Genomic DNA, 21,455 nt, shown 5'->3' on the forward strand with positions numbered 1-21,455 from the left:
CCTGTCTGCGGGTGGGTGGTCTGGGTGCGGCTCAGTGCGGCTCAGAGCTCGACGAGGATCAGAGCTCGATGAGGATCAGAGCTCGATGAGGACCTTGCCGGAGACCGCGGAGTCCCGGGCCACGTCGAAGGCGGCCACGGCCTCGGCCGCGGGGAGCACGTGCGTGACGATCACCTCGCTCAGCCCGGGGTGCGCGGCGAGCATCTCCACGGCGTCGTCGATCTCCGTGTCGAAGCGGAAGGTGCCGCGCAGCTGCAGCTCCTTGGAGACCAGCCGGGAGAGGTTGGCGCCCAGCGGCACGTCCGGGAGGATGCCCACCTGCACGATGGTGCTCGCCGGGCGCGCCGAGAGCACTGCCTGGCTCAGCGAGGCCGGAGCGGCGGAGCACTCGAAAACCAGGTCGTAGGCGTCCGCCGGCACCTCGTCGGTGCCCACGAGAAGTGCGGCGTCCGCGCCGAGGGCACGGGCCCGCTCCAGTGCCGTCTCCTGGATGTCGCCCACCGCCACGTGCGCGGCACCACGGCTCCGAAGGGCCGTGAGCGCCAGCAGGCCCACCGGGCCTGCGCCCAGCACCAGCACGCGCTTGCCGGACACGTCACCGGCGACGGTGAGCGCGTGGAGCGCCACGGCGAGGGGCTCGGCGAGTGCGGCATCGCGCAGGCCGAGGCCCGCGGGCAGGACGCGGACCATGCTCCGCTCCACCACGAGGAGGTCTGCGAGCGCGCCCTGGCAGTGCGGGGTGCTCGAGGCGCTGCCGAGGTACTGGCCCTGGGGCCACAGGTGCGGGTGGTCCTCCAGCCCCGGCTGGGACTGGCCGTAGCGCGCCGGATGCACGGTCACGGCGGTGCCGGGGGCCAGCTGTCCGGAGGGGTCGAGGTCGACCTCCGCGGAGAGCTCATGACCGGGGATCAGGGGCTCCCGGATGACGTTCTCGCCGTTCGCACCGTTGAAGTAGTAGTGCAGGTCGGAGCCGCAGATGCCCACGTAGCGCACGCGCAGGCGCACCTGGTCCGGGCCGGGCTCCGGCACCGGCGCGTCCTCCCAGTCCATCTGAGCCGCAGCCTGGATCCGCAGTGCTCGCATCGTGTCTCTCTTCCGGGTGTTCAGGGGGTCGTGTGTCTGGTGCGGCATGACGCCGCGGCTCTCAGTCCGCACGGGCGGCTCCCGCCTCCGCGACCGCGGCACGGGCTCCGTGCCGCACCAGGGTGCTCAGCAGCTCCGCCGTGCGGGCGGCGAAGCCCTCGTGTCCGGCGAGCGCCGGCGGGAAGAGCCCCGCGTCGAGGATGCGGCGCACGTGGTCCTCGACCCCGGCGGCGCCCCGTACGGCTTCTGCGAGACGCTCCCCGGCGGGCTCGACGATCCGCTCCGCGAGCGGGCCGGGAGCGAATCCGGCCGGGGGCGCCGTGCATGCGATCCAGGCGGCCATGCTCAGCGCCAGATGGTGCGGCATCGCGCCGCGGTCCAGGGAGTGCAGCGCGGCGCCGGTGAGCCGCTGGACCAGCTTGGAGGAGCCGTCCGAGCCCACCTGCGTGGTGGCGTGGCGGATGAGGGGGTTGCCCCAGCGCCGGGAGAGCAGAGCCAGGTGCGCTTCCAGATCGAACCCGGCGGGCAGCGTGAAGGAGGGCAGGAAGTCGTTCCGGATCGCTGCGTCCACCGCCGTGCGCACGAAGTCCTGGCTCCAGGATTCGGCGATGGTCTCGCGGCCGGAGAGCACACCCAGATAGGCGATGAGCGAGTGCGGGCCGTTGAGCAGGCGCAGCTTGACCATCTCATAGGCGTCGACCTCGTCGGAGAAGACGGCGCCGGCCTGCTCCCATGCCGGACGGCCGCCGGCGAAGTCGTCCTCCATGACCCACATGGAGAAGTCCTCGGCCGGCACCGGGCAGGCGTCCTCGAGGCCGAGGAGCTCCGCCACCTGCCGGGAGTGCTCTGCCGTGGTGCCGGGGACGATCCGGTCGACCATGGTGTTGGGGAAGGAGACGGCGGAGGCGACGTAGTCCAGCACGTCCTGGGACGCATCCGCCGCCTGCAGGAACTCGAGGACGACGCCGCGCGTGGCGGCACCGTTGGACTGCAGGTTGTCGCAGGAGGCGACGGCGAAGGGCTCGCCGCTCGCGGCGCGGGCCTCCAGGCCTCGGGCGATCATCCCCACGCCTGTGGACGGCGCGGCCGGCTGCCGGAGGTCCGCGGCGACGCGAGGGTCTGAGACGGCGAGGCGGCCGGTGGCCCCGTCCCGGCTGTAGCCCAGCTCGGAGATGGTGAGGGTGAGGACGCGGTGTGCGGGATCCGCGATCGCGGAGACGACGGCGGAAGGGTCCTGCGCGGCGATCGCGGTGTCGCGGTGGACGTCGACCACGCCCGCCTGCACACCGTCCTCGGTGAGCTGGAGGATCGAGTACACGTTGTCCTGTGCCCGCATGGGCTCCGCCACGCGACCGGAGGAGAAGGCGAAGCCGCGGATGCCCCACTCGCCCCCTGCAGCGGCCATCGCCTGCGCGGTGTGCACGGCGGCGTGCGCGCGGTGGAAGTTGCCCAGACCCAGATGGACGATGCCGGTCCGCTCCGGCGCGGAGGCTCCGATGAGGGCATGGCGGGGCAGCGTCTCCCGTCCGAGTCGCTCGGTCATGACTGCGCTGTCCTCTCCCTGCGGTGCGGCCGGCATCACTGCCCCGCCAAACATATAGCAAAATCACATTTCAGATAGTTCAGCCAAGGATAGGGGCGTGGGACACGGAGCGCAATGGGTGTCCGCGGACGCTGAGGGAGGGGTGCGGCGCGAGGCGGTGCGCCGGGCACGGGGTGGGGCGACGGAGCCGGGGTGAGGCGGTGCGCGCGAGGGCGGCGTAGCCGGGTGTGAAGCGGTGCGCCGGACGCAGGGCGGGGCAGCGCGACAGCCGCACACCGCTTGTCCGCTCAGCCACCCACATATATGCGGGCGGGAAAGCGCATTCGCGGTCTCGCGGCTTTCGAGGCACCGCCTAAGTGCCCTGCCACCCACCTATGCATGGGCGGGAAAGCGCATTCGCGTGGGCGGCAGGGCGCATTCGCGGGGCGCCGCATGTCACCCCACCACCACCGCACGCTCAGCGCTGCAGAGTGCGCACGCCGCCTGCCGGCGTCCGCCCGCAGCGCGGTCAGGCCTTGGGAAGGATGCGCCCGGTCGGCGGAAGCTCACGTCCATCGGGCCTGCCGCCCACGGACGGCAGGAACCGGTGCATCGCCTGCTCCAGATGCTCCCGCATGAGAGCCTCGGCGCGCTCGCCTGCGCAGGCGGAGATCGCCTCGGCGACCTCGCGGTGCTCCTGCAGGGTGCTCGCGCTCGCGATGTCCTCCGCGTAGAGGCGGAACAGGTGCAGCTGCGCGTGGAGGCCCTCGTAGGCGTTCATGAGGAAGCCGTTGCCCGTCGCCCGGTGGATGGCGCGGTGGAACTCGAGGTCGTGCGCGGCCAGATCGCTGCGCGAGCACACATCCGGGTGCGCATCCGCGAACGAGGAGACGAGCCCGAGCAGGTCCCGGCCGGGATTCGTGGTCCTGTCGGCGGAGACGACCCGTGCCGCCCAGGGCTCTATGAGCAGCCGCACCTCGAACATGCTGCGCAGCTGCGCCTCGTCCAGCAGCGGGGTCGTGGAGTAGCCGCGGCCGCGGGCGCGCATGACCAGCCCGTCACCCTCGAGGTGGTGCAGTGCCTCGCGCACCGGGGTCTGGGAGACGCCCAGCTCCCGCACCAGTGCGTCGATGCTGACCTTCTCCCCCGAGGCGATCTCATTGCGGATGATCTTCTCGCGGATGCGGTCGTAGACCGAGGGCTGCGTCATTCGATCCCCTGGAGACTCGGTTGTGGGCGGCGCCTGCGCACAGTGCACGCGCACCGCCGGCAGGCGGGTGCACGGAGGCGGGGTGCGCCGGCGGTGTGCGGACGCCGCAGAAGCGCATACAGAATCTCACATCCGCGGATGCCATCGCCTACAGTGCCGAACATGCGCACTCCCCCTCCCGCCTCCCTGCAGGTCATCGCCTCCTACGCGGAGAGCGCAGCCGTGCCGTGGGCCAACGGCGCCGGCTCCACCGTGGAACTCGTCTCGCTGGAGAGGTCGGCACAGCTCACCCCGGGGCGGCCTCGGTGGCGGCTCAGCATCGCCGCGCTGGAGCGGCCGGCCGACTTCTCGCCGCTGCCGGGGATGCACCGCACGTTCCGGCCCGTGGGAGGGAACGTGGTGCTGGAGATCGACGGCGAGCGGCACGAGGTCGCCGCCGGCGCTCCGTGCATCTTCGACGGGGCCGCTCGCACCGTGCTCGTCGAGCTTCCGCACCCCTGCCACGCCGTCAACCTCATGGTGGAGAGCGGCCCGGGGCATGCCGCCCCCGAGCCCGGCGTGGACGGCACCTTCCTCCTCACCCTCGAGGACTCGGACCTCGGCCCCCGCCTCACCCTGCTGCGGGAGCGGGAAGGGGCAGAGGGGGACGGTCGCCTCGGCCCGGTGCTGCGCTTCTGACCTCAGCGAGCTCGCAGACGGGAACGAGATCGCCCCAGGCTCCCGTCCGTCACGACCCCGACCCCGGCTCCAGCCCCGGCTCCGCGGCATAGCCCAGCGCGAAGCGGTCGCGCGCCTCGCCCAGGTGCGTCTGCAGCTGCTCCTCCCACGCCGGGTCACCGCTCTCCACCGCGCGCAGGAGGTCGGCATGCACCTCGACGGCGCGGAGCAGGTCATCGCCCGGGTGCGGATTCACCTCGAGCAGCGTGCTGAGGCTGCGCTCGAACTTCCTCCACATGGACAGGATCCGGCGCTGCTCGGCCGCCTCCTGGAACGCACGGTGGAACGCCAGGTCCGCCCTGCCGAACGCGATCCCGTCGGATGCCTCGGCGGCGGCACGCATCCGGCGGACGGCCTCGTGGGCCGCAGCCAGCTCCGCGCCCGTCCGCGCGGCCCTCCCCATCGCATGGCGCTCCAGCAGATACCGGAGGTCGTAGATCTCCTCGATGTCGTGCGCCGTCACCTCCAGCACCCGGTAGCTGCGCCCCGAGGCCGCGATGAGCCCGTCCTCGTCCAGCTGGGCGAGCGCGTCCCGCACCGGGCCGCGGCTGGTGCCGAAGTCCTCCGCGAGGGCCTTCTCGATCAGCAGATCTCCGCCCGGGCGCTCGCCGGAGAGGATCTGCCGCCGCAGCACACGTGCGAGCTGATCGCCCAGCAGCTCGTTCCTGATCTTCATCGCACTCCTCCCGCCCGCACCGGCACGTGCCGCACACCCCGGCCCGCGCCGCACGGCCGCTTGTGCTTGACCTCACATCTCGTTCGTGGTCCAATCATTCCACACGGCTAACGGTTAACCGTTAACTGCGCGCTAAGGAGATAACGATGTCTGCACCCCACCGCGCGCGACTCCCCCTGCCTGCCCGCTCCACCCGCCGCGCCTCGCTCTCCCGCCGCTCGATGCTGGGACTGCTGGGAGCCTCGGGACTGGCGCTCGCAGGATGCGGAGTCGCGGCCGACAGCACAGCCGAATACACGATCGTCGCCGCCCACGCCTCGTCCACCGACCACTTCATGCACCGCTCCTTCGTGCGCTTCAAGGAGCACCTGGAGAAGATCAGCGAGGGCCGGATCGAGGTGAAGCTGTTCCCCAACGGCGTCTTCGGCGGGGACCGCGAACTCACCGAGGCCATCCAGCTGGACAACCTCCAGCTCACCGCGCCCTCCTCCTCGCCCCTGGCGGCCTTCTCCCCCTCGATGAACATCTGGGACCTCCCCTACCTCTTCGAGACGCGCGAGCAGGCGTACGCCGTGCTCGACGGCCCGTTCGGCTCCGCCGTCCTCGACGATCTGCGCGAGGTCCGCCTCAAGGGCCTCGGCTACTGGGAGAACGGCTTCCGCAACCTCACCGCCGACCGCACGGACATCACGGGGCCTGAGGACATGCGGGGCATCAAGCTGCGCACCCTGGAGAACCCCACGCAGATCCGCGCCTGGAACGCCACCGGCGCCAGCGCCACGCCCATGGCGTTCACCGAGGTCTACACCGGCCTCCAGCAGGGCACCATCGACGCGCAGGAGAACCCCCTGCCCCTCATCGTCACGCAGAAGTTCTACGAGGTGCAGACAGCACTCGTCCTCTCCCAGCACGTGTATGCGCCTTCCCCCCTCATCATCAGCGGGACGTTCTACGACTCCCTACCGGACGAGCTGCAGCGCATGGTCGACGAGGCGGGCGCCGAATCGGTGCGGTACTGCCGCGAGCAGTCCGTCGTCGACGACGAGGCCGCACTCGGCGTCATCGAAGAAGCCGGCCTCGCGATCACCGAGCTCTCCGCGGACCAGCGTGCGGAGTTCGGCGAGGTCATGACTCAGGCGGCGGAGCCATACATCCGCCGGATGCTCGGCGACGCTCTCGTCGACGGACTCAGAGCGGAAATCGAGGAGGCACGATGAGCTGGGGAACGGACACTCACGCAGGACCGCGCAGATTCCGGATCGAGGAGGTCCTCGGCGCCTTCCTCATGGCCGCGATGGTCGCGGTCCTCTTCATCCAGGTCGTTTCGCGCTTCGCCCTCGGCAGTTCCCTGTCCTGGAGCGAGGAGCTCGCACGCTACCTCTTCATCTGGCTCATCTTCCTTTGCCTGGGGGCCGTGACGGTCCGGGGCGAGCACATCGCGATCGACATCCTCACCGAGAGGCTGCCCGCCGGCGCACAGCGGGTCCTGGCGCAGATCTGCCTCTCACTCGCCGTCGCCATCAACTGCGCCCTGCTGGCCAAGGGCTTCCAGATCGCCTACGTGATCGCCGACCTGGGGCAGACCTCGGCCGCCCTCTCCCTGCCCATGTGGATCGTCTACGCGGCACTGCCGGTGGGCATGACGCTCACCGCGGCCCGCGGCGTCCAGGCGAGCATCGCGCTCTGGCGGCGCGCCGCGGACGACTCCGGCCCCCACCCTGCCCCCACCGGCGCGACGGACAGCTGAGGACCCATCATGACGCTCACCGTACTTCTCCTGTCCCTGCTGGCCTCACTCACCTTCGGCCTGCCGATCGCCTATGGCCTGCTCGCCTCCAGCCTCCTCGTCATCGTCCTCTTCGCCCCCGGCGTCTCACTGGGCATGCTCACGCAGACGCTCACCACCGCGAACGACTCCTTCCCCATCATGGCTGTGCCATTCTTCATCCTCGCCGGCCTCATCATGGGCCGCGGCGGGATCTCCAAGCGGCTGTTCGACACCGCGAACGCCTTCGTCGGCCACATCCCCGGAGGCGTCGGGGTCGCAGCCGTCCTCACCGCGATGTTCTTCTCCGCCATCTCCGGCTCCGGCCCGGCCACCGTCGCCGCCGTGGGCGGCATCATGATCCCCGAGATGGTCCGGGTGGGCTACTCGCGGAAGTTCTCCGCCGCGCTCATCGCCGCGGCCGGCACGATCGGCGTCGTCATCCCGCCGTCGATCCCGCTCGTGGTGTTCGGCGTGGTCACCGGCACCAGCATCGGCGATCTCTTCCTCGCGGCGGTGCTCCCCGGCATCCTCATGGGCCTCGTCCTCATCGCCTGGGCGATCTGGCACGCACGGACCCACGGCGTGGGCGGCACCGGCCGGTCCACTTGGAAAGAGCGCCTCTCCGCCCTCAACCGCGCCAAGGGCGGCCTCCTCCTGCCCGTCATCATCCTCGGCGGGATCTACGGCGGCATCTTCACGCCCACCGAGGCCGCCGTCATCGCAGTCGTCTACGGCGTCGTCCTCGCGCTCCTGGTCTACCGGGAGATGCGCCTGCGCGATCTGCTCGAGACCTTCGTCAACGCGACGCTGACCACGAGTGCGCTGATGTTCATCGTGGCCGCGGCGGCGATCTTCGGCCGGATCCTCACGATCGAGAACGCCCCGGAGACGATCGTCGCTGTACTCACGGCGATCTCGGACAACCCCGTCGTCATCATCCTGCTGGTCAACCTCCTGCTCCTCCTGCTGGGCACCTTCATGGAGACGATCGCGGCGGTGACGATCACCGCGCCCATCCTCGTCCCCGTCCTCAGTCTGGCGGGCCTCGACCCGGTGCACATCGGCGTGCTCATCATCGTCGTGCTCTCCTTCGGCTTCATCACCCCGCCCCTGGGCGTGAACCTGTTCATCGCCGCGGGCGTGGCGAAGGTGAGGACCGGCGAGGCCATCGTCGCGGTGGCCCCCGGGTTCGTCCTGCTGGTGGCGGTGGGGCTCATCGTGAGCTTTGTCCCCGCGCTGTCCATGTTCCTGGTCGGATCCTGAGCACGGCTCGGCGCACCCGCACATCTCCCCTACACCGAAAGGAATCGCAATGGCACACTTCCGCACCTCCCACCTCGAGGCACTGCGCGGCGGCAGCGTCTACCACGGAATGTGGCTGGGCTCCGACAGCGCCGATCTCGCCCGCCTCTCCTCCTCCGTGGGCTACGACTACGTCTGCATCGACATGCAGCACGGCTTCGCACGGGCCGGAGACGTGGTGCGCCTCTCGGACGCGATCCGCTCCGGCGGCGACGCGATGGTCGTGGTCCGCGTGCCGGAGAACGACTTCACCCTCATCGGCATGGCCGCGGACGCGGGCGCCGAGGCCGTCATCGTGCCGCTCATCGACTCCGTCGAGGACGCTCGACGGGCAGTCGCCGCGCTCCGCTACCCAGATGCCGGGGGAACGCGCTCCTGGGGACCCAACAACGCCTTCATGACCGGCGACGAGCCCGGTTGCGCGAGCAGGCCGCTCCTGCTGCCCATGATCGAGACGGCAGGCGGGCTCGCCGCGGTGGAGGAGATCGCGGCCCTCGACGGGGTCGACGGCCTCTACATCGGCCCCTCCGACCTCTCCTTCGCGGTGGGCTCGCGGCCCGGCCCGGAGGAGCAGGCCACGACCGAGGCCATCGCCCGCGTCCTCGCGGTGACGCAGGAGCACGGCAAGATCCCGGCCGTGCACACCGGCAACGGCGAGCAGGCCCGCATGCGCCGCGAGCAGGGCTTCACCTTCATCACCACCTCCTCGGACACCGGTGCCGCCCGCGCCGCCTTCGCCGCCGATCTCGCGGCCGGCAGGGGCGCGGAGTGAGGGCGCGCCGCGTCGTTATCACGGACCAGAGCTTCCCCGGCCTGGCGCACGAGGAGCGCGCCGCGGCCCGCGCGGGAGCCGAACTCGTCGTCCGCAGCGACGTCACGGCGGAGGCGGAGGTCGCGGAGCTCACCGCCGGCGCAGACGTCGTCATGCTCGCGTACGCGGAGATCACCGATCGCGTCCTCGCAGGGCTGGCGGAGGGCGCCACCGTGATCCGCTACGGGATCGGCTACGAGACGATCGACGTGGAAGCGGCCGCGCGGCACGGCGTGCGCGTGTGCAACGTGCCGGACTACGGCGCCGACACCGTCGCGGACCACACGGTCATGCTCGCGCTCGCGGTCCTCCGCCGCGTCGCCGACTACCACGCCCGGATCACCGCCTCGGAGAGCGGCTGGGTCTCCGCCACGGACCTCGGTCCCATCGCGGCGGTCTCCGACGTCACCTACGGGCTCGTGGGGACCGGGCAGATCGGGCGGAAGGTGGCCGCCCGCGTCCGGGCCTTCGGCGCCGAGGTCATCGCCTACGACCCCTATGCGGACGCCGAGGCCGTGGCCGCGGAGGGGATCACGCTCACGGACTTCGACACGCTCCTCGAGTGCGCGGACATCGTCTCCGTCCACGCCCCGCTCACCCCCGAGACCCGGCACCTCATCGACGCGCGGGCGATGGCCGCCATGAAGGACTCGGCGATACTCGTCAACACCGCGCGGGGAGCCCTGGTGGACACGCGTGCCGCCGCCGAGGCCGTCTCCGCAGGAAGGCTGGGCGGCCTCGGCCTCGACGTCCTCGAGTCCGAGCCCCTCGAGGAGGGCCACCCGCTCAGGACCGCACCGCGCACCCTGCTCACCCCTCACGCGGCGTTCTACTCGGAGCGCTCGCTTACGAACCTGCAGCGGTTCGCGGCCGAGGAGATGGAGCGCGCGCTGCGCGGAGAGTCTCTGCGCTGCCAGCTGCGGCGCTGACCGCGGCGGACGGGAGCGGGCCGCCCGCGCGCTCCTGTCCGCCGCACCCTGCTCACCGCAGGCGGATCGGTGGGACGACGGGTACGACCGGCGGCGCCTGCCCTCCGCGTCCTGCGTATGACGGCGCACACTGCGCAAGAACGAGACTGGAAATACAATAATATTTTCCATATTATTGACCAGTGGGGCAATAATAAGCGCCGATTCAGGTATTTCACGCTCATAGTGTGGAGATTGTCGCGCGGTCTGCGCAGCAGGCTGTACATTATTGTGGTCCCGGTTACGGGTGTGATATAGACCACCGGCAATGCGCGGCTCCGCGTCTCGTCGGCCCCACACCCCTGCCCGGAAGCCGTCCCCGGCAGCGTGCGAGGCCTTCGCAGCGCTGCCGCCCGGCATCCGGAACCGGGAACGGGGAACGACTCCGGCCGCTCCCGCAGAACAGCCGTCAGCCCACCATCCACGATGAGGTGCACATGAGCACGCCACGCAATGACGCCGCGGCCTCTCCCCCGGGAGAGACCGCCCCCGTGCCCGAGGCAGAGGTGACCGCACAGTCACCCGCCTCCGCCGACGTCCCCGCCGCGAATCTCGACAGCCTCGACGACCCCGCGGAGGGGTCCGGTCCCGGCCTGCCGCTGGCGTGGCGCATCGTCGTCATGGTCCTCACCCTCGCGGGCGTCCTCCTGGTGCTCAACCAGGCGTTCCTGTGGGATCTGGGCGGCTTCTCGATGCTCACCAACAGCTTCCTCTACTTCCTGCTGGCGGCGTTCCTCCCCATCGTCTTCATCGTCTTCCCGCTGCGGAAGAAGCCGACCGCACCGCGCACCTCGGTCCCCTGGTACGACATCGCACTGGCGGCGCTCACGCTCGTCGTGACGATCTACCTGGGCGCCAACGGCCAGCGCATCGCCGAGCGCGGCTGGGACTACATCGCCCCCACTCTCGCCACGGTGGCGTCCTTCGTGCTCTGGATCATCGTCCTGGAGGGGCTGCGCCGCACCGCCGGCCTCGTGGTCACGTGCATCGCGTTCGTGTTCTCCCTCTACCCGGTCTTCGCGGCGGGCATCCCCATCACCTTCCTCGAGGGCATCCCGTTCTCCCTGCCGCTCACGGCCCAGATCCACGCGATGGGCGTCGACTCCATCCTGGGTCTGCCCCTGCAGACGGCCGCGACGATCCTCGTGGGCTTCCTCATCTTCGGTGTGGCACTGCAGTTCTCCGGCGGCGCCACCTTCTTCTACGACCTCGCCATGAGCGTGTTCGGCCGCTACCGCGGCGGCTCCGCCAAGGTCTCCGTCGTCTCCTCCGCGGCGATGGGCATGATGTCCGGCTCCGCCGTCTCCAACGTGCTCACGACCGGCCCCATGACCATCCCGGCGATGAAGCGCTCCGGCTTCCCCGGCCGCTACGCCGCCGGCATCGAGGCCACGGCCGCCACCGGCGGCACCATCACCCCGCCCATCATGGGCACCGCGGCCTTCCTCATGGTGAGCTTCGTGGGCGTGCCCTACGGCGAGGTCGCCCTCGCCGCCGCCATCCCCGCGTTCCTCTACTACTGGGGCATCTTCCTGCAGGTCGACGCGTACTCCGCCAAGAGCCTGCTGCGCGGCATGCCCAAGGCGGAGCTGCCCAGGGCACTGCCCACCCTCATGAAGGGACTGCCCTACGTGGCCGCCCTCGTGGGTCTCGTCCTCCTCATGGTCGTGACGAAGAACGAGACTCAGGCGCCGTTCTGGGTGATCGCCTTCCTGCTCATCTGCATGCTGTTCATGAAGAAGCACCGGCTCACCCCGCGCGCGTTCCTGGACTTCGTCTACGCGAGCGGCAAGACGGTCGCGGAGATCGTCGGCATCATCGCCGGCGTGGGCCTGATCGTGGGCGGTCTATCCATGACGGGCGTGAGCCTCTCGCTGGCCACCGAGCTCATCCGCCTCGTGGGGGACAACCTCTGGCTCATGCTGCTCGCCGGCGCGGTCACCTCGTTCGTCCTCGGCATGGGCATGACGGTCTCCGCCGTCTACGTGCTGCTGGCGATCGTGCTGGCGCCGGCGCTCACCACCGAGCCCTTCGTGGTGTTCGGCGAGACCATCGCGGTGAACCCCATCGCCGCGCACCTCTTCGTCATCTACTGGGCGACGGTCTCCTACATCACCCCGCCCGTCGCGCTGGCCTCCTTCGCGGCGGCCAACATCGCAGGCACCCCCGCGATGGCCACCTCGATCACCGCCATGCGCCTGGGCGCGGTGAAGTACATCGTGCCGTTCGCGTTCGTGCTCAACCCGGCGCTGGTGGCCCAGGACTCCACGTTCGTGCAGATCGTCCTCGCGCTGCTCACCGCCATGGTCGGCGTGTACTTCCTCGCCTCGTCGTTCGAGGGCTTCCTCACGCTCAACGGCCGCCGGATCGGCATCGTCGTCCGGCTCGTGCTGGCAGCGGGCGGACTGCTCATGTTCTGGCCCACCACCGCGTCCGCGTTCATCGGCCTGGGCGTGGGGATCGCGGGCGTCCTCCTCGCCTATGTCCTCGGGACCAAGCCCGAGGCCGCCGTCACGGCGACAGCCACCACCACGAACGGAAAGGCCCAGTCATGAGACGCACCAAGGCACTCCTCGCCGGGCTGGCCACGGCCGCGCTCCTGCTGACCGGCTGCCAGACCTCGACCGAGACGACCGAGAGCGGCCTGCGCGACCCGCTCGTCTTCGCCACCTACGGCACCGGCACGGCCACCTACGCGGACCTCGCGGCCGTCTCCAACCAGGTCTCCAACGACACCGGCGCGCGTGTGCGCATCATCGCCTCGGACACCGCCATCGGACGTCTCGCGGCCGTGAGAGCGGGCGCTGCGGCGATGGGACGCCTGGGCGACGAGTACATCTTCGGCTTCGAGGGCGTCAACGAGTTCGCCAACGAGGACTGGGGACCGCAGGACACCCGCGTCGTCTGGGCCCCGCACTCCGCGCACTCGCTGCTCACCCGCACGGCGGACGGCATCGAGACGCCGGCGGACCTCAAGGGCAAGAAGGTCCCCTACATCACGGCGAACCCGTCCGTGAACCAGAAGATCGACGCCTACCTGGCCTACGGCGGGCTCACCCGCGAGGACGTGCAGTCGGTGAACGTGGCCTACGGCGAGCAGACCGAGGCCCTCAAGCAGGGCAAGATCGACACGCAGTACCAGCAGGTGTACGGCTCCGTCATCTACGAACTCGAGTCGCAGATGGACATCTCCTGGATCGATCTGGATCCGGACGACACGGAGGCCGTGGACCGGCTGCACGAGCTCGCGCCGTCCGTCAACGTCCTCCCCTTCGAGGGCGCGCCGGCGCAGGAGGAGGGCGAGTCCACCAACGGCTTCGTCTACTCCCTGCCGATCTCCGCCTACGCGGACGTCTCCGAGGACGAGGTCTACGCGCTCGTCGACTCGATCGCCCGGACCTACCCCAAGTACGAGAACGCGACGATCAACATGCCGCGCTGGGATCCGGAGACGGTGGAGGACACCCCGCGCGAGGTCCCCTACCACCCGGGCCTCATCCGCTGGCTCAAGGAGCACGACCGCTGGACCGAGGAGGCGCAGGCGAAGCAGGACGAGCTCGTGGAGCGCGGCGAGAAGCTCGACGAGGAGTGGGCGGCGTTCATGGAGACCGCCGGCGACTACTCGGACGAGGAGATGCTGCCCGCCTGGATCGAGTGGCGCGCGGAGCACGGCCTCGCCAAGGGCACGGACGATCCGGACGCGATGGGCTGAGAACCCGCTACGCTCGGAGAGCATGAAGCCACCCGCACAGAGCACCCCGCCGGATTCCGGCGGGGTGCTCTCGCATCCCCTCGCCCGGCTGCGCGGCCTCCCCCGGCGCACGCTCGCGGCCGTCCGCTCCCTCCCCTCCCGGCCCGAGGCCGTCACGGACCTCCTGCAGATCCTCAAGTCCGTGGTCGCGGCCACCGCAGCGTGGTGGCTGGCGGTGAATGTGCTGGAGTCCCCGGTGCCGTTCCTGGCCCCGTGGGTCGCCCTCCTCACGGTCTTCCCCACGCTGTACCAGTCCGTCCGCCACGGGCTGCAGTCCACCGTGGCCTCCTGGATCGGCGTGGGCCTCTCCTTCGTGATCGGCAGCTGCCTGGGCGTGAGCCTGTGGACGTTCGCGCTGGCGCTGCTGGCGGGACTGGTGCTGGCCCGGGTGCCGGGCCTGCGCTCGGAGGGCGTCGCCGTCGCGACCACTGCGATCTTCGTGCTGGGAGCGGGCTTCGACGAGCAGGCGCCGCTGCTGGACGACCGGCTCCTCGAGGTCGCGGTGGGTGCCGGGGTCGGCATCGTCGCGAATCTCCTCCTCATCCCGCCGCTGCGGGACCGGGAGGCCGCCCGCTACGTGGACAGCATCAACCGCCGCATGGGCGGGATCCTCACGAACATGGCCGAGGAGTTCGAGAGTTCATGGGACACGGACCGGGCCGAGGCCTGGATGGCGGAGACGGAGACCATGAGCTCCGATCTCGACGCCGCCTGGCAGGCCGTGCACAGCGCCCGTGAGAGCAGGTGGGCGAACCCGCGCCACCTCCTCCTCCGCCGCTCCGGGTCCGGCGGCCGTGAGGTGGGGTACGAGGAGATCCTCATGCGCGCGGACGAGAGCGTCTCCCACCTGCGCCATCTCGCACGGACCCTGCGCGAGGCCAGCGTCGCGGACGGTGACTGGGACGCCCGCTTCCGGCGCGAGTGGACGGCGATCCTCCGGGACGCCGGCCGTGCGATCGCCGATCCCGAGGCGGAGGTGGAGCCTGTGGGCGCACGCCTGGCGGACCTCGCCGAGGCGATGTCCGCCGACAGCTCGCTGCCCCGCTCCACCTGGCCGCTGTACGGCTCGCTCCTCACCAGCGCCCAGCAGATCGTGCGGATCGTCGACGACGTCGCCTCCGCGCGAGAGGCCCGCGAGACCGAGGAGTCCTGAGGGCCCGCTCACCGCCCCGCCCGCCACTCATGCCATCACCCGCTTCGCCCCCGGCAGCAGGGCGTCGTCGCTCACGGCCGTAGACCTGTCTGCCGCCCGTCCCGGCGCTCCCGCTCCGCCAGCGTCCTGCGGCTGGCCCCCTGTCCGAGGCTCCCACCCCCGCTCCTGTCGGCAGGACCGTGCCGAGCAGGAACACGAGGATCCGCCGGACCGCCTCCGTGCTGTAGAGGAACTGCGGATCCTCCGTGAGCGGACGGTGCATCCGCCCGACTCCCAGCCGGTGCGGACCACACGCACCAGAGCGGGCACGTCCCCATCGGCCGCCAGCACGGCGCCCGGCGCATCGCGCACGCCCTGGACATCGAAGGCATAGGAGCGCTGGCCCACGGCGAACGCCTCCAGCATGACCCGCGGCAGCCCCTCCCACTGTGCGGTGTGCACGAGGGCGTGCGCACCCGCCAGCGCCTGCCGGGCGTCGCCCCAGCCCGCCACGTGCACCACGCCTTCCAGCCCGCGCCGTGCCGCCTCCCTCCGCGTCCGCTCCAGCCGCTCACCCACACCGATCATCGTCAGTGAGAAGCCGAGACCCGCACGGTGCAGCTCCGCCGCTGCCGCGACGGCGAAGTGCGGGCACGTGCGCGCGGTGTGCTCACCGATCCAGGCAAGGCGCAGGGGCCCGTCCGGCGGCGTCGTCCGCGGGTACCGGCTCAGGCCCAGACCCACCCCCGCACGGATCCGCTCCACCGCGTGCGGGGGCATCCGCTGCCGGAACCACGCCTCGTCGTCGGAGTTGAGAGTGATGACGGCCGAGGTCCGGGCGAGGAGCTGGTGCTCGACCGCCTGCCAGAGGCGGTCCTGGGGCGTCCGTCCGCCACCGGCAGCAGCACCAGGCCGGCGCAATCGGCGCACTCGCGGTTCCGGATAGCGGGACACGCTCAAGGAGACGGCTGCCGGGGAAAGGTCGTCAGGAAGCGGACGAGGGCTCCCTCGATCTCGGGGTGCGCACCGGAGGCCGGGGTCACGCCCTCCGCGGCAGAGCTCCCCGGTTCCGCAGCAGAGCCCCTTGTCCCCGAGGCGGAGGTCCCCGCCTCGGAGCCGCATGAGAGAAGGCCCCCCGGCGCGGGCGCATAGAGAAGGCGGACAAGCATCCCGGTGAGGAAATCAATGAAGCCTGCGGCATCGGCTTCCGGCGCCCTGCTGCCCAGTCTCGCCATGAGGTCCCCGGCGAGCTCCCGGGAGAACAGGCAGCGCAGGAGCGCGGACCTCAGCTCGCAGTCCTCGGCCGCCTCGGGAAGGAGGGCGAAGACGGCGAGCGCCTGCTCCCGCCTCTCGCCCGCCAGCCGGAGCAGCTGGTCCGCGGCGAGCGCGGCCGCCTCATCGGCGGCGGAAGCCGGAGGCACCGCCGCGGCAGCGCCGGCCCCGCGCGCAGCGGCGTCGAAGGCCTCACGGGAGAGCACACGGATCCGCTCGACCGCCGCCGTGATGAGCGCCTTCCGGGTGCGGAAGTGATAGGAGGCCGAGCCTGCGGAAAGACCCGCCCGCGCATCGACGGCCTTGTGCGTGAGGGCCCGCGCCCCACCGGCGGCGAGCACCGCGATCGCACTGTCCGCGATGAGCGCGCGTCGCACATCCCCTCGTGACATGGCCCCCTCCACCCCTCATACCTCACTGCCGTCATGCCCGGCCGCCTTCGCGCCCCACCGGCATCGTCGGACTCACCGCCGCTGCCGGATCTCGGATCTGCCGGCATCATCCGGCCCACCGACACCTCCACTCTACAGGTGTAGAGTGAAGATATTTCCTCTACACCTGTAGCGGGAATGCGAGGAGGAATCATGCACGCTCTCGAGGCCGGCGCAGCCGCCCGCTCCGCACCCCGCCCCGCCTCCGGTCGTGCCCTCCGCCGCGCGAAGGCGGCAGGACGCCTCGCAGCGCGGGGGCGCCCGGGATTCCGCGCCGCTGCAGCGCAGACGGGGTTCGCCTACGATCCGGGACAGCGGCAGGCGAGAGCAGTGCTGGAAGAACGTCTCCCGCCCCACCTGCACGGCTGGTACCTGTGGGGGCCGGTGGGGCGGGGCAAGACCCACCTGGCGCAGCTGCTCTTCGACACCCTGCCCACCGACCGCAGAGTCCGCTTCCACTTCCACGACTTCTTCCGGGACCTGCACGCGGAGATCACACGGACACGGCAGCCGGTGCGCGAGGCGATCGCCCGCACCCTGCGCTCCGCCCGGGCCGTGATGTTCGACGAGTTCCACGTCCACGACGTCGCCGATGCCTCGTTCCTCACCTCCACGCTGCGCGTGCTCGAGGAGAACGGCACCCTGCTCATCGCCACCTCCAACTACGCTCCGGAGGCGCTGCTGACCAACCCCCTCTTCCACGAGCACGCGCTGCCCGCGATCGCACTCCTCACTCGGGGCCTGCGAATCGTCGAGGTTCCCGCGGGACCGGATCATCGCGAGGATCTGCACCGGGACCTGCGCGAAGAGCGGCACGCACAGCCGCACAGCGGACTGCACGGGGGAGAGCACGCACCCCCGGTGCCCTCATTCAGTTCCGGATCCTGGAGGGTGATCGACCCGGAGGAGCCCGCGGCGGCCTCGGGGCCCTTCCCTCCGGACACCTTCACCTTCCACGAGCTCTGCGAGCGTCCGGTGGGCCCGCATCAGTACCTCGCGCTCGCGGAGCGGCTCGCCGCCGTACGCGTCGTCGAGGTCCCGGACCTGGCGCGGGCGGAACGTGATCCGCTCCAGCGGTTCGCCACGCTCGTCGACGTCCTCCACGACCGGCAGGTGCCGCTGCACGTGACGAGCTCCGCCGCGCCCGACCGCATGCTCAGCGCCGCGGAGCCGCCCCTCGACGCCGCGCGCACGGTCAGCCGGCTGCGATCGCTGAGGCGGCGCGGGAGAATGGTGAGCATGACCGCACCCCAGCACCCGGCCTCGCCAGATCAGCCGGCCCCGTCACCCACCCCGGCTCCTCCGCTCACGGCCGCGCAGATCGTCGCGCACATCCGCTTCGTCCAGCCCGGCATCGACAAGACGAGCGCGCTCATGCTCCTCTACTTCGTCTCCGGCTGGCTGGAGGCCTGGCACGAGGCGCCCGTGGTGGACAGCCGCTTCGAGGCGTGGGAGTACGGCCCCACGGACCCGCAGGCGCACGCGGAGTTCAGCTCCACCTTTCCGCAGCGGCTGAAGCGCGGGGACGAGGACGCGGAGGTGATGCTCACGCTGGAGGTGGACGCCGTGATCCGCTGGGGGCTGGGAGAGGCTGCGGGCCTGCGGACTGCGGCGCCGTCCTCAGTACTCATCGGGAGGGCCCGTGCCACCTCGGCCTATGCCGAGACCGTCGCCCGCGCGGACGAGCCGCCGGCGTTCGCCTCGGGTCCGGATATCCCGCCCGGGCTCCTGCGGGACTGCTTCCGCGAACTCGCGCGCGCGGTCCCTACCGGGGAGGCGGACGGACCGGAGAGACCCGCCGCCGAGGCCCTGGCCGAGCACCGCAGGCAGGTCCAGGCCCGCTCGCTCCGGAATCAGCTGGCCGAGCGATTCGACACCGGGCCCGGCCTCAGTCCGGCCTGACCACGCCGTCGCCGCGCGGCTCCGGCGGCCCGGCCTCAGCGGCCTGCCGGCAACCTCAGCGGCCCGGCCGCAACCTCAGTGGCCCGGCCGCAGCGGCCTGCCGGACGCCGCCGGAGCCTCGGTTCAGTCCCGCTCCTCGCAGAGGCGGGCGGCGGCGAGGAGCAGCGCGGTGAGGTCCACGCGGTGTTCCTCCACCTCCTCCGGGGCCCGCGGCTTCACGTGCCGCATGACCGCGGTGCCCTCGAGCAGCCCGGAGGGATCCGGCAGCCGGGAGCCCTGCAGCAGGGTCAGCGACACCCACCTGCTGTGAGGCGTGACCGCCGCCATCCCCCACCCGTTGTATCCGTACTGGTGAGCGGCGTAGCCGATGCTCGCATCGACCTCGTCCACGGAGTGCTCGACGTCCGGCAGCGTCTCGAGGACGAGGGCGTGCAGGGCCAGATACGTCTGAGCGATCGGCTCGGGGCGGTCCTCGACGAGCCGGGCCAGCTGGGCAGGGGTGGGGGCGGTGATGTGCGGATGCGTCTTCGCCATGCCGCCGAGCATACGGCCGCCGGCGCACACCTTCCATCCGCGTGCGCGCACCCGCTCCATCCGCGTGTGCCTGCGACTGGCCGTCCCGTCACGGGAACGCGCTCAGGCGAAGCGGGCCGAGGCCGCGTCCAGGCGTGCGATCTGCGCATTCGTGAGGGCAACGGCCGGTGCCGCCACCAGGGCCTCGAGCTGCTCCGGGGTGCGTGCGGAGGCGATGGGGGCCGTCACTCCCTTCGCCAGCAGCCACGCCAGGGCGACGGAGGCCGGCTGCGCCGAGGCGTCCTCGGCGACCGCGACGAGGGTCTCGACCAGCTCCACGGCGCGGCCGTCGGAGAAGCCGCTGAGGAATCCCTCGCGGGCAGCACCGGAGAAGTCCTCTGCCGTGCGGTACTTGCCGGTCAGCAGACCGGAGCCCAGCGTGTAGTACGGGAAGACTGCAAGCCCGTGCTCGCGGGCGACCGCGCCGTACCCGCCGGTGCCGTCCGCCCCGCCCTCCACGTCGCCGCGGTGCACGAGCGAGTACTGAGGCTGGATGGCGACCGGGACGGTGAGCCCCTCGGCCTCGGCGGCCGCAATCCACGCGCGCTGGCGCGCCGGCGAGAGGTTGGAGATGCCGATGTGGCGGATCTTCCCCGCCTTGACCAACCCGTCGAAGGTGCGGGCGAGCTGCTCCGGGGACTGCGAGTCGTCGTCGAAGTGCGCGTAGTAGAGGTCGATGACGTCCGTCTGCAGGCGGCGGAGGGAGTCCTCGACGGCTGCGGTGACGTTCTCCGCGCTCAGACCGGGGCGCTCGCTCCAGGAGCCCACCTTGGTGGCGAGGAAGACCTCGCCCCGGCGGCCGGTGGCTGCGAACCACTCGCCCAGGATCGTCTCCGACTCGCCGCCCGAGTTGCCGGACACCCACTGGGAGTAGCCGTCCGCGGTGTCGATGTGCTGGCCACCCGCGGCGAGGAACGCCTCGATGACGGCGAACGACTGCGCGCGATCACTGGTCCAGCCGAACGTATTGCCGCCCAGCACCAAGGGCAGTGCGGGGCGGTGGAGGCGCGGGTCCACTGCAGCGGTCTGCGCGGCTGCGGCTTCCGTCGGGACGGTCTGGCTCTGAGTCATCGTGCTCCTCGTGTCGTGGGCGAGAGGTCCTCGGACCATGTGCGGAAGGGCGGCCCCGCGGGCCGCGCCCGTCGTCTCAACGCAGGATGCACCCACGCTGTTCCAGCGGGCGCCCTCGCGGCGCAGGCGGGAGTCCTCGCTGGGCGGGCGCGCCCCGGCGTGTGCCGGTGTTCCCACCAGGGGCTCACCCTCCGCACAGGACAGTCTCCCCGCCTCCCGAGCGCAAGCCCCTAGGATGGGTGGGCACGAGTCAGAGGTCGGTGCCACAGGCGCCCGGCGGAGGATGCGCCGTGTGGTCCGAGCCGCTCCGGAGGGAGAGGAACACGATGACGCACGAGGCCGGCAGCGCACCCGCCCACGACCCCAGCGACGCACAGGCGCACGACCACAGCGAGTTCTGGGAGGAGAGCCTCGACTCCGACTGGACGGAGCGCGGCGTCGGCTACCAGGCACTCGGCCTGGCCTTCAACTCGTGGATGTACCGGGTGCGTGAGGAAATCTTCCTCCGCACCGCCGGCCGGGCCGGGGTGGGCAGGGGCACGCGCATCCTCGACGTCGGCTCCGGCACGGGCCTCTATGTGCGCTGGTGGTCGCGCATGCACCCCGCCGAGGTGACCGGCAGCGACCTCACCGCCTCCGCCGTGCGCAATCTCCGCGAGCACTTCCCCGGGCACCGCTTCGAACAGCTCGACATCACGCGCGGCACGGGTCCGTTCGAGCCGGGGTCCTTCGACGTCGTGTCCTGCATGGACGTGCTCTTCCACATCACGGATGACGCCGCCTACCGTGCCGCGCTGCGCAACATCGCGACACTGCTGAAGCCCGGCGGGACCTTCGTCCTCACGGAGAACTTCGTGCACAGGACGGCTGGCAGCGGGGTCTCCTCCGGCGGGCAGAACGGGGCCGAGGCCGCGGGCACCCCAGGCGGGTCCGGCGACACGACCGAGCCGGGTGCCGCCCATGAGCGCCGCGCGCACCAGACGAACCGGAGCCTGGAGTGGATCGAAGGGGCGCTCGCCGAGGCCGGCCTCCGCCTGGAGCATCGCTCGCCCCACATGGTGCTCATGAACGCGCAGGTGGACTCTCCCTGGCTGTGGCGGAAGCTCTGGGGAGGCGCGCTGCGGGCCGCGACGCTCACCGAGTTCACCGGTGAGCTGGCCGGCCGGGCGCTCTTCCCGCTCGAGCGCAGGCTCGCGCGCACACTGCGGGAGAGCCCCACGGTGGAACTCGCCTTCGCCCGGAAGGAGTGACGCTCTGCCTCGGCGA

Annotated in this window: 19 protein-coding genes; 11 read left to right on the forward strand and 8 right to left on the reverse strand. The window is 71.3% G+C overall.

The features are described 5' to 3' along the window. Positions 1-75: 75 nt before the first annotated feature. The 3 genes from ABD240_RS06375 to ABD240_RS06385 form a co-directional block, all read right to left on the reverse strand. Positions 76-1,083 carry an L-idonate 5-dehydrogenase gene (locus tag ABD240_RS06375; RefSeq protein ID WP_344336344.1) on the reverse strand — a complete coding sequence of 336 codons (1,008 nt, stop codon included), beginning with the start codon at positions 1,081-1,083 and terminating at the stop codon, positions 76-78. A 61-nt stretch (positions 1,084-1,144) separates the two neighbouring features. Continuing rightward, positions 1,145-2,626 (reverse strand): mannitol dehydrogenase family protein, encoded by a 1,482-nt coding sequence (locus ABD240_RS06380; protein ID WP_344336346.1) that lies wholly within the window; start codon positions 2,624-2,626, stop codon positions 1,145-1,147. Positions 2,627-3,134: 508 nt separating this feature from the next. After that, the gene (locus ABD240_RS06385; RefSeq protein WP_291798563.1) at positions 3,135-3,815 is read right to left on the reverse strand and encodes a GntR family transcriptional regulator; all 681 of its coding nucleotides are present in this window, start codon (positions 3,813-3,815) and stop codon (positions 3,135-3,137) included. Positions 3,816-3,977: 162 nt separating this feature from the next. Here ABD240_RS06385 and ABD240_RS06390 point away from each other — a divergent pair, with 162 nt between their 5' ends. After that, positions 3,978-4,493, forward strand: coding sequence for a HutD family protein (locus ABD240_RS06390; RefSeq protein ID WP_344336349.1), 516 nt, complete (start codon positions 3,978-3,980; stop codon positions 4,491-4,493). A gap of 49 nt (positions 4,494-4,542) precedes the next feature. Here the strand turns inward: ABD240_RS06390 and ABD240_RS06395 are convergent, their stop codons facing one another. Further along, on the reverse strand, positions 4,543-5,208 hold the full coding sequence (locus tag ABD240_RS06395; RefSeq protein ID WP_344336350.1) for a GntR family transcriptional regulator: 666 nt from the start codon (positions 5,206-5,208) through the stop codon (positions 4,543-4,545). A 146-nt stretch (positions 5,209-5,354) separates the two neighbouring features. Between ABD240_RS06395 and ABD240_RS06400 the strand changes: the two genes are divergently transcribed. The 8 genes from ABD240_RS06400 (at position 5,355) to ABD240_RS06435 (ending at position 14,961) form a co-directional block, all read left to right on the forward strand. Beyond that, positions 5,355-6,425, forward strand: a complete 1,071-nt coding sequence (locus ABD240_RS06400; RefSeq protein WP_344336351.1) for a TRAP transporter substrate-binding protein — start codon at positions 5,355-5,357, stop codon at positions 6,423-6,425. Next, positions 6,422-6,955 (forward strand): TRAP transporter small permease, encoded by a 534-nt coding sequence (locus tag ABD240_RS06405; protein ID WP_344336354.1) that lies wholly within the window; start codon positions 6,422-6,424, stop codon positions 6,953-6,955. The genes ABD240_RS06400 and ABD240_RS06405 overlap by 4 nt, the downstream gene beginning before the upstream one ends. A 9-nt stretch (positions 6,956-6,964) precedes the next feature. Beyond that, positions 6,965-8,239 (forward strand): TRAP transporter large permease, encoded by a 1,275-nt coding sequence (locus ABD240_RS06410; RefSeq protein ID WP_344336356.1) that lies wholly within the window; start codon positions 6,965-6,967, stop codon positions 8,237-8,239. A gap of 49 nt (positions 8,240-8,288) precedes the next feature. Continuing rightward, a complete protein-coding gene (locus tag ABD240_RS06415) occupies positions 8,289-9,050 on the forward strand; it encodes an HpcH/HpaI aldolase family protein (protein ID WP_291794803.1) in 762 nt (253 codons plus the stop codon). Then, on the forward strand, positions 9,047-10,018 hold the full coding sequence (locus tag ABD240_RS06420) for a C-terminal binding protein (protein WP_344336360.1): 972 nt from the start codon (positions 9,047-9,049) through the stop codon (positions 10,016-10,018). Before ABD240_RS06415 ends, ABD240_RS06420 begins: the two co-directional genes overlap by 4 nt. A gap of 476 nt (positions 10,019-10,494) precedes the next feature. Beyond that, complete coding sequence (locus ABD240_RS06425) at positions 10,495-12,612, forward strand: TRAP transporter permease (protein ID WP_291794805.1); 2,118 nt, start codon at positions 10,495-10,497, stop codon at positions 12,610-12,612. Next, positions 12,609-13,769 carry a TAXI family TRAP transporter solute-binding subunit gene (locus ABD240_RS06430; protein WP_291794806.1) on the forward strand — a complete coding sequence of 387 codons (1,161 nt, stop codon included), beginning with the start codon at positions 12,609-12,611 and terminating at the stop codon, positions 13,767-13,769. The genes ABD240_RS06425 and ABD240_RS06430 overlap by 4 nt, the downstream gene beginning before the upstream one ends. 22 nt (positions 13,770-13,791) lie before the next feature. Then, positions 13,792-14,961: an FUSC family protein gene (locus ABD240_RS06435; RefSeq protein WP_291794807.1), complete on the forward strand. Its 1,170-nt coding sequence runs from the start codon at positions 13,792-13,794 to the stop codon at positions 14,959-14,961. Positions 14,962-14,988: 27 nt separating this feature from the next. On the opposite strand, the gene ABD240_RS06440 is transcribed toward ABD240_RS06435, so the two are convergent. Together ABD240_RS06440 and ABD240_RS06445 are read right to left on the reverse strand one after the other, a co-directional pair. Beyond that, positions 14,989-15,870: a glycosyltransferase gene (locus ABD240_RS06440; RefSeq protein ID WP_344336364.1), complete on the reverse strand. Its 882-nt coding sequence runs from the start codon at positions 15,868-15,870 to the stop codon at positions 14,989-14,991. Positions 15,871-15,896: 26 nt separating this feature from the next. Further along, positions 15,897-16,604, reverse strand: coding sequence for a TetR/AcrR family transcriptional regulator (locus ABD240_RS06445; RefSeq protein WP_344336366.1), 708 nt, complete (start codon positions 16,602-16,604; stop codon positions 15,897-15,899). A gap of 192 nt (positions 16,605-16,796) precedes the next feature. Between ABD240_RS06445 and zapE the strand changes: the two genes are divergently transcribed. Next, positions 16,797-18,545 carry a cell division protein ZapE gene (zapE, locus tag ABD240_RS06450; protein WP_344336368.1) on the forward strand — a complete coding sequence of 583 codons (1,749 nt, stop codon included), beginning with the start codon at positions 16,797-16,799 and terminating at the stop codon, positions 18,543-18,545. A gap of 123 nt (positions 18,546-18,668) precedes the next feature. Here zapE and ABD240_RS06455 read toward each other — a convergent pair whose 3' ends face one another. After that, on the reverse strand, positions 18,669-19,079 hold the full coding sequence (locus tag ABD240_RS06455) for a DUF1801 domain-containing protein (protein ID WP_344336371.1): 411 nt from the start codon (positions 19,077-19,079) through the stop codon (positions 18,669-18,671). Between the two features lie 102 nt (positions 19,080-19,181). Further along, positions 19,182-20,189 (reverse strand): aldo/keto reductase, encoded by a 1,008-nt coding sequence (locus tag ABD240_RS06460; RefSeq protein ID WP_344336373.1) that lies wholly within the window; start codon positions 20,187-20,189, stop codon positions 19,182-19,184. Positions 20,190-20,515: 326 nt separating this feature from the next. On the opposite strand from ABD240_RS06460, the gene ABD240_RS06465 reads away from it, so the two are divergent. Then, on the forward strand, positions 20,516-21,439 hold the full coding sequence (locus ABD240_RS06465) for a class I SAM-dependent methyltransferase (protein ID WP_344336376.1): 924 nt from the start codon (positions 20,516-20,518) through the stop codon (positions 21,437-21,439). The last annotated feature ends 16 nt before the right edge of the window (positions 21,440-21,455 follow it).

The organism is Brevibacterium salitolerans, from assembly GCF_039531405.1.
Taxonomy (GTDB): Bacteria; Actinomycetota; Actinomycetes; order Actinomycetales; family Brevibacteriaceae; genus Brevibacterium; species Brevibacterium salitolerans.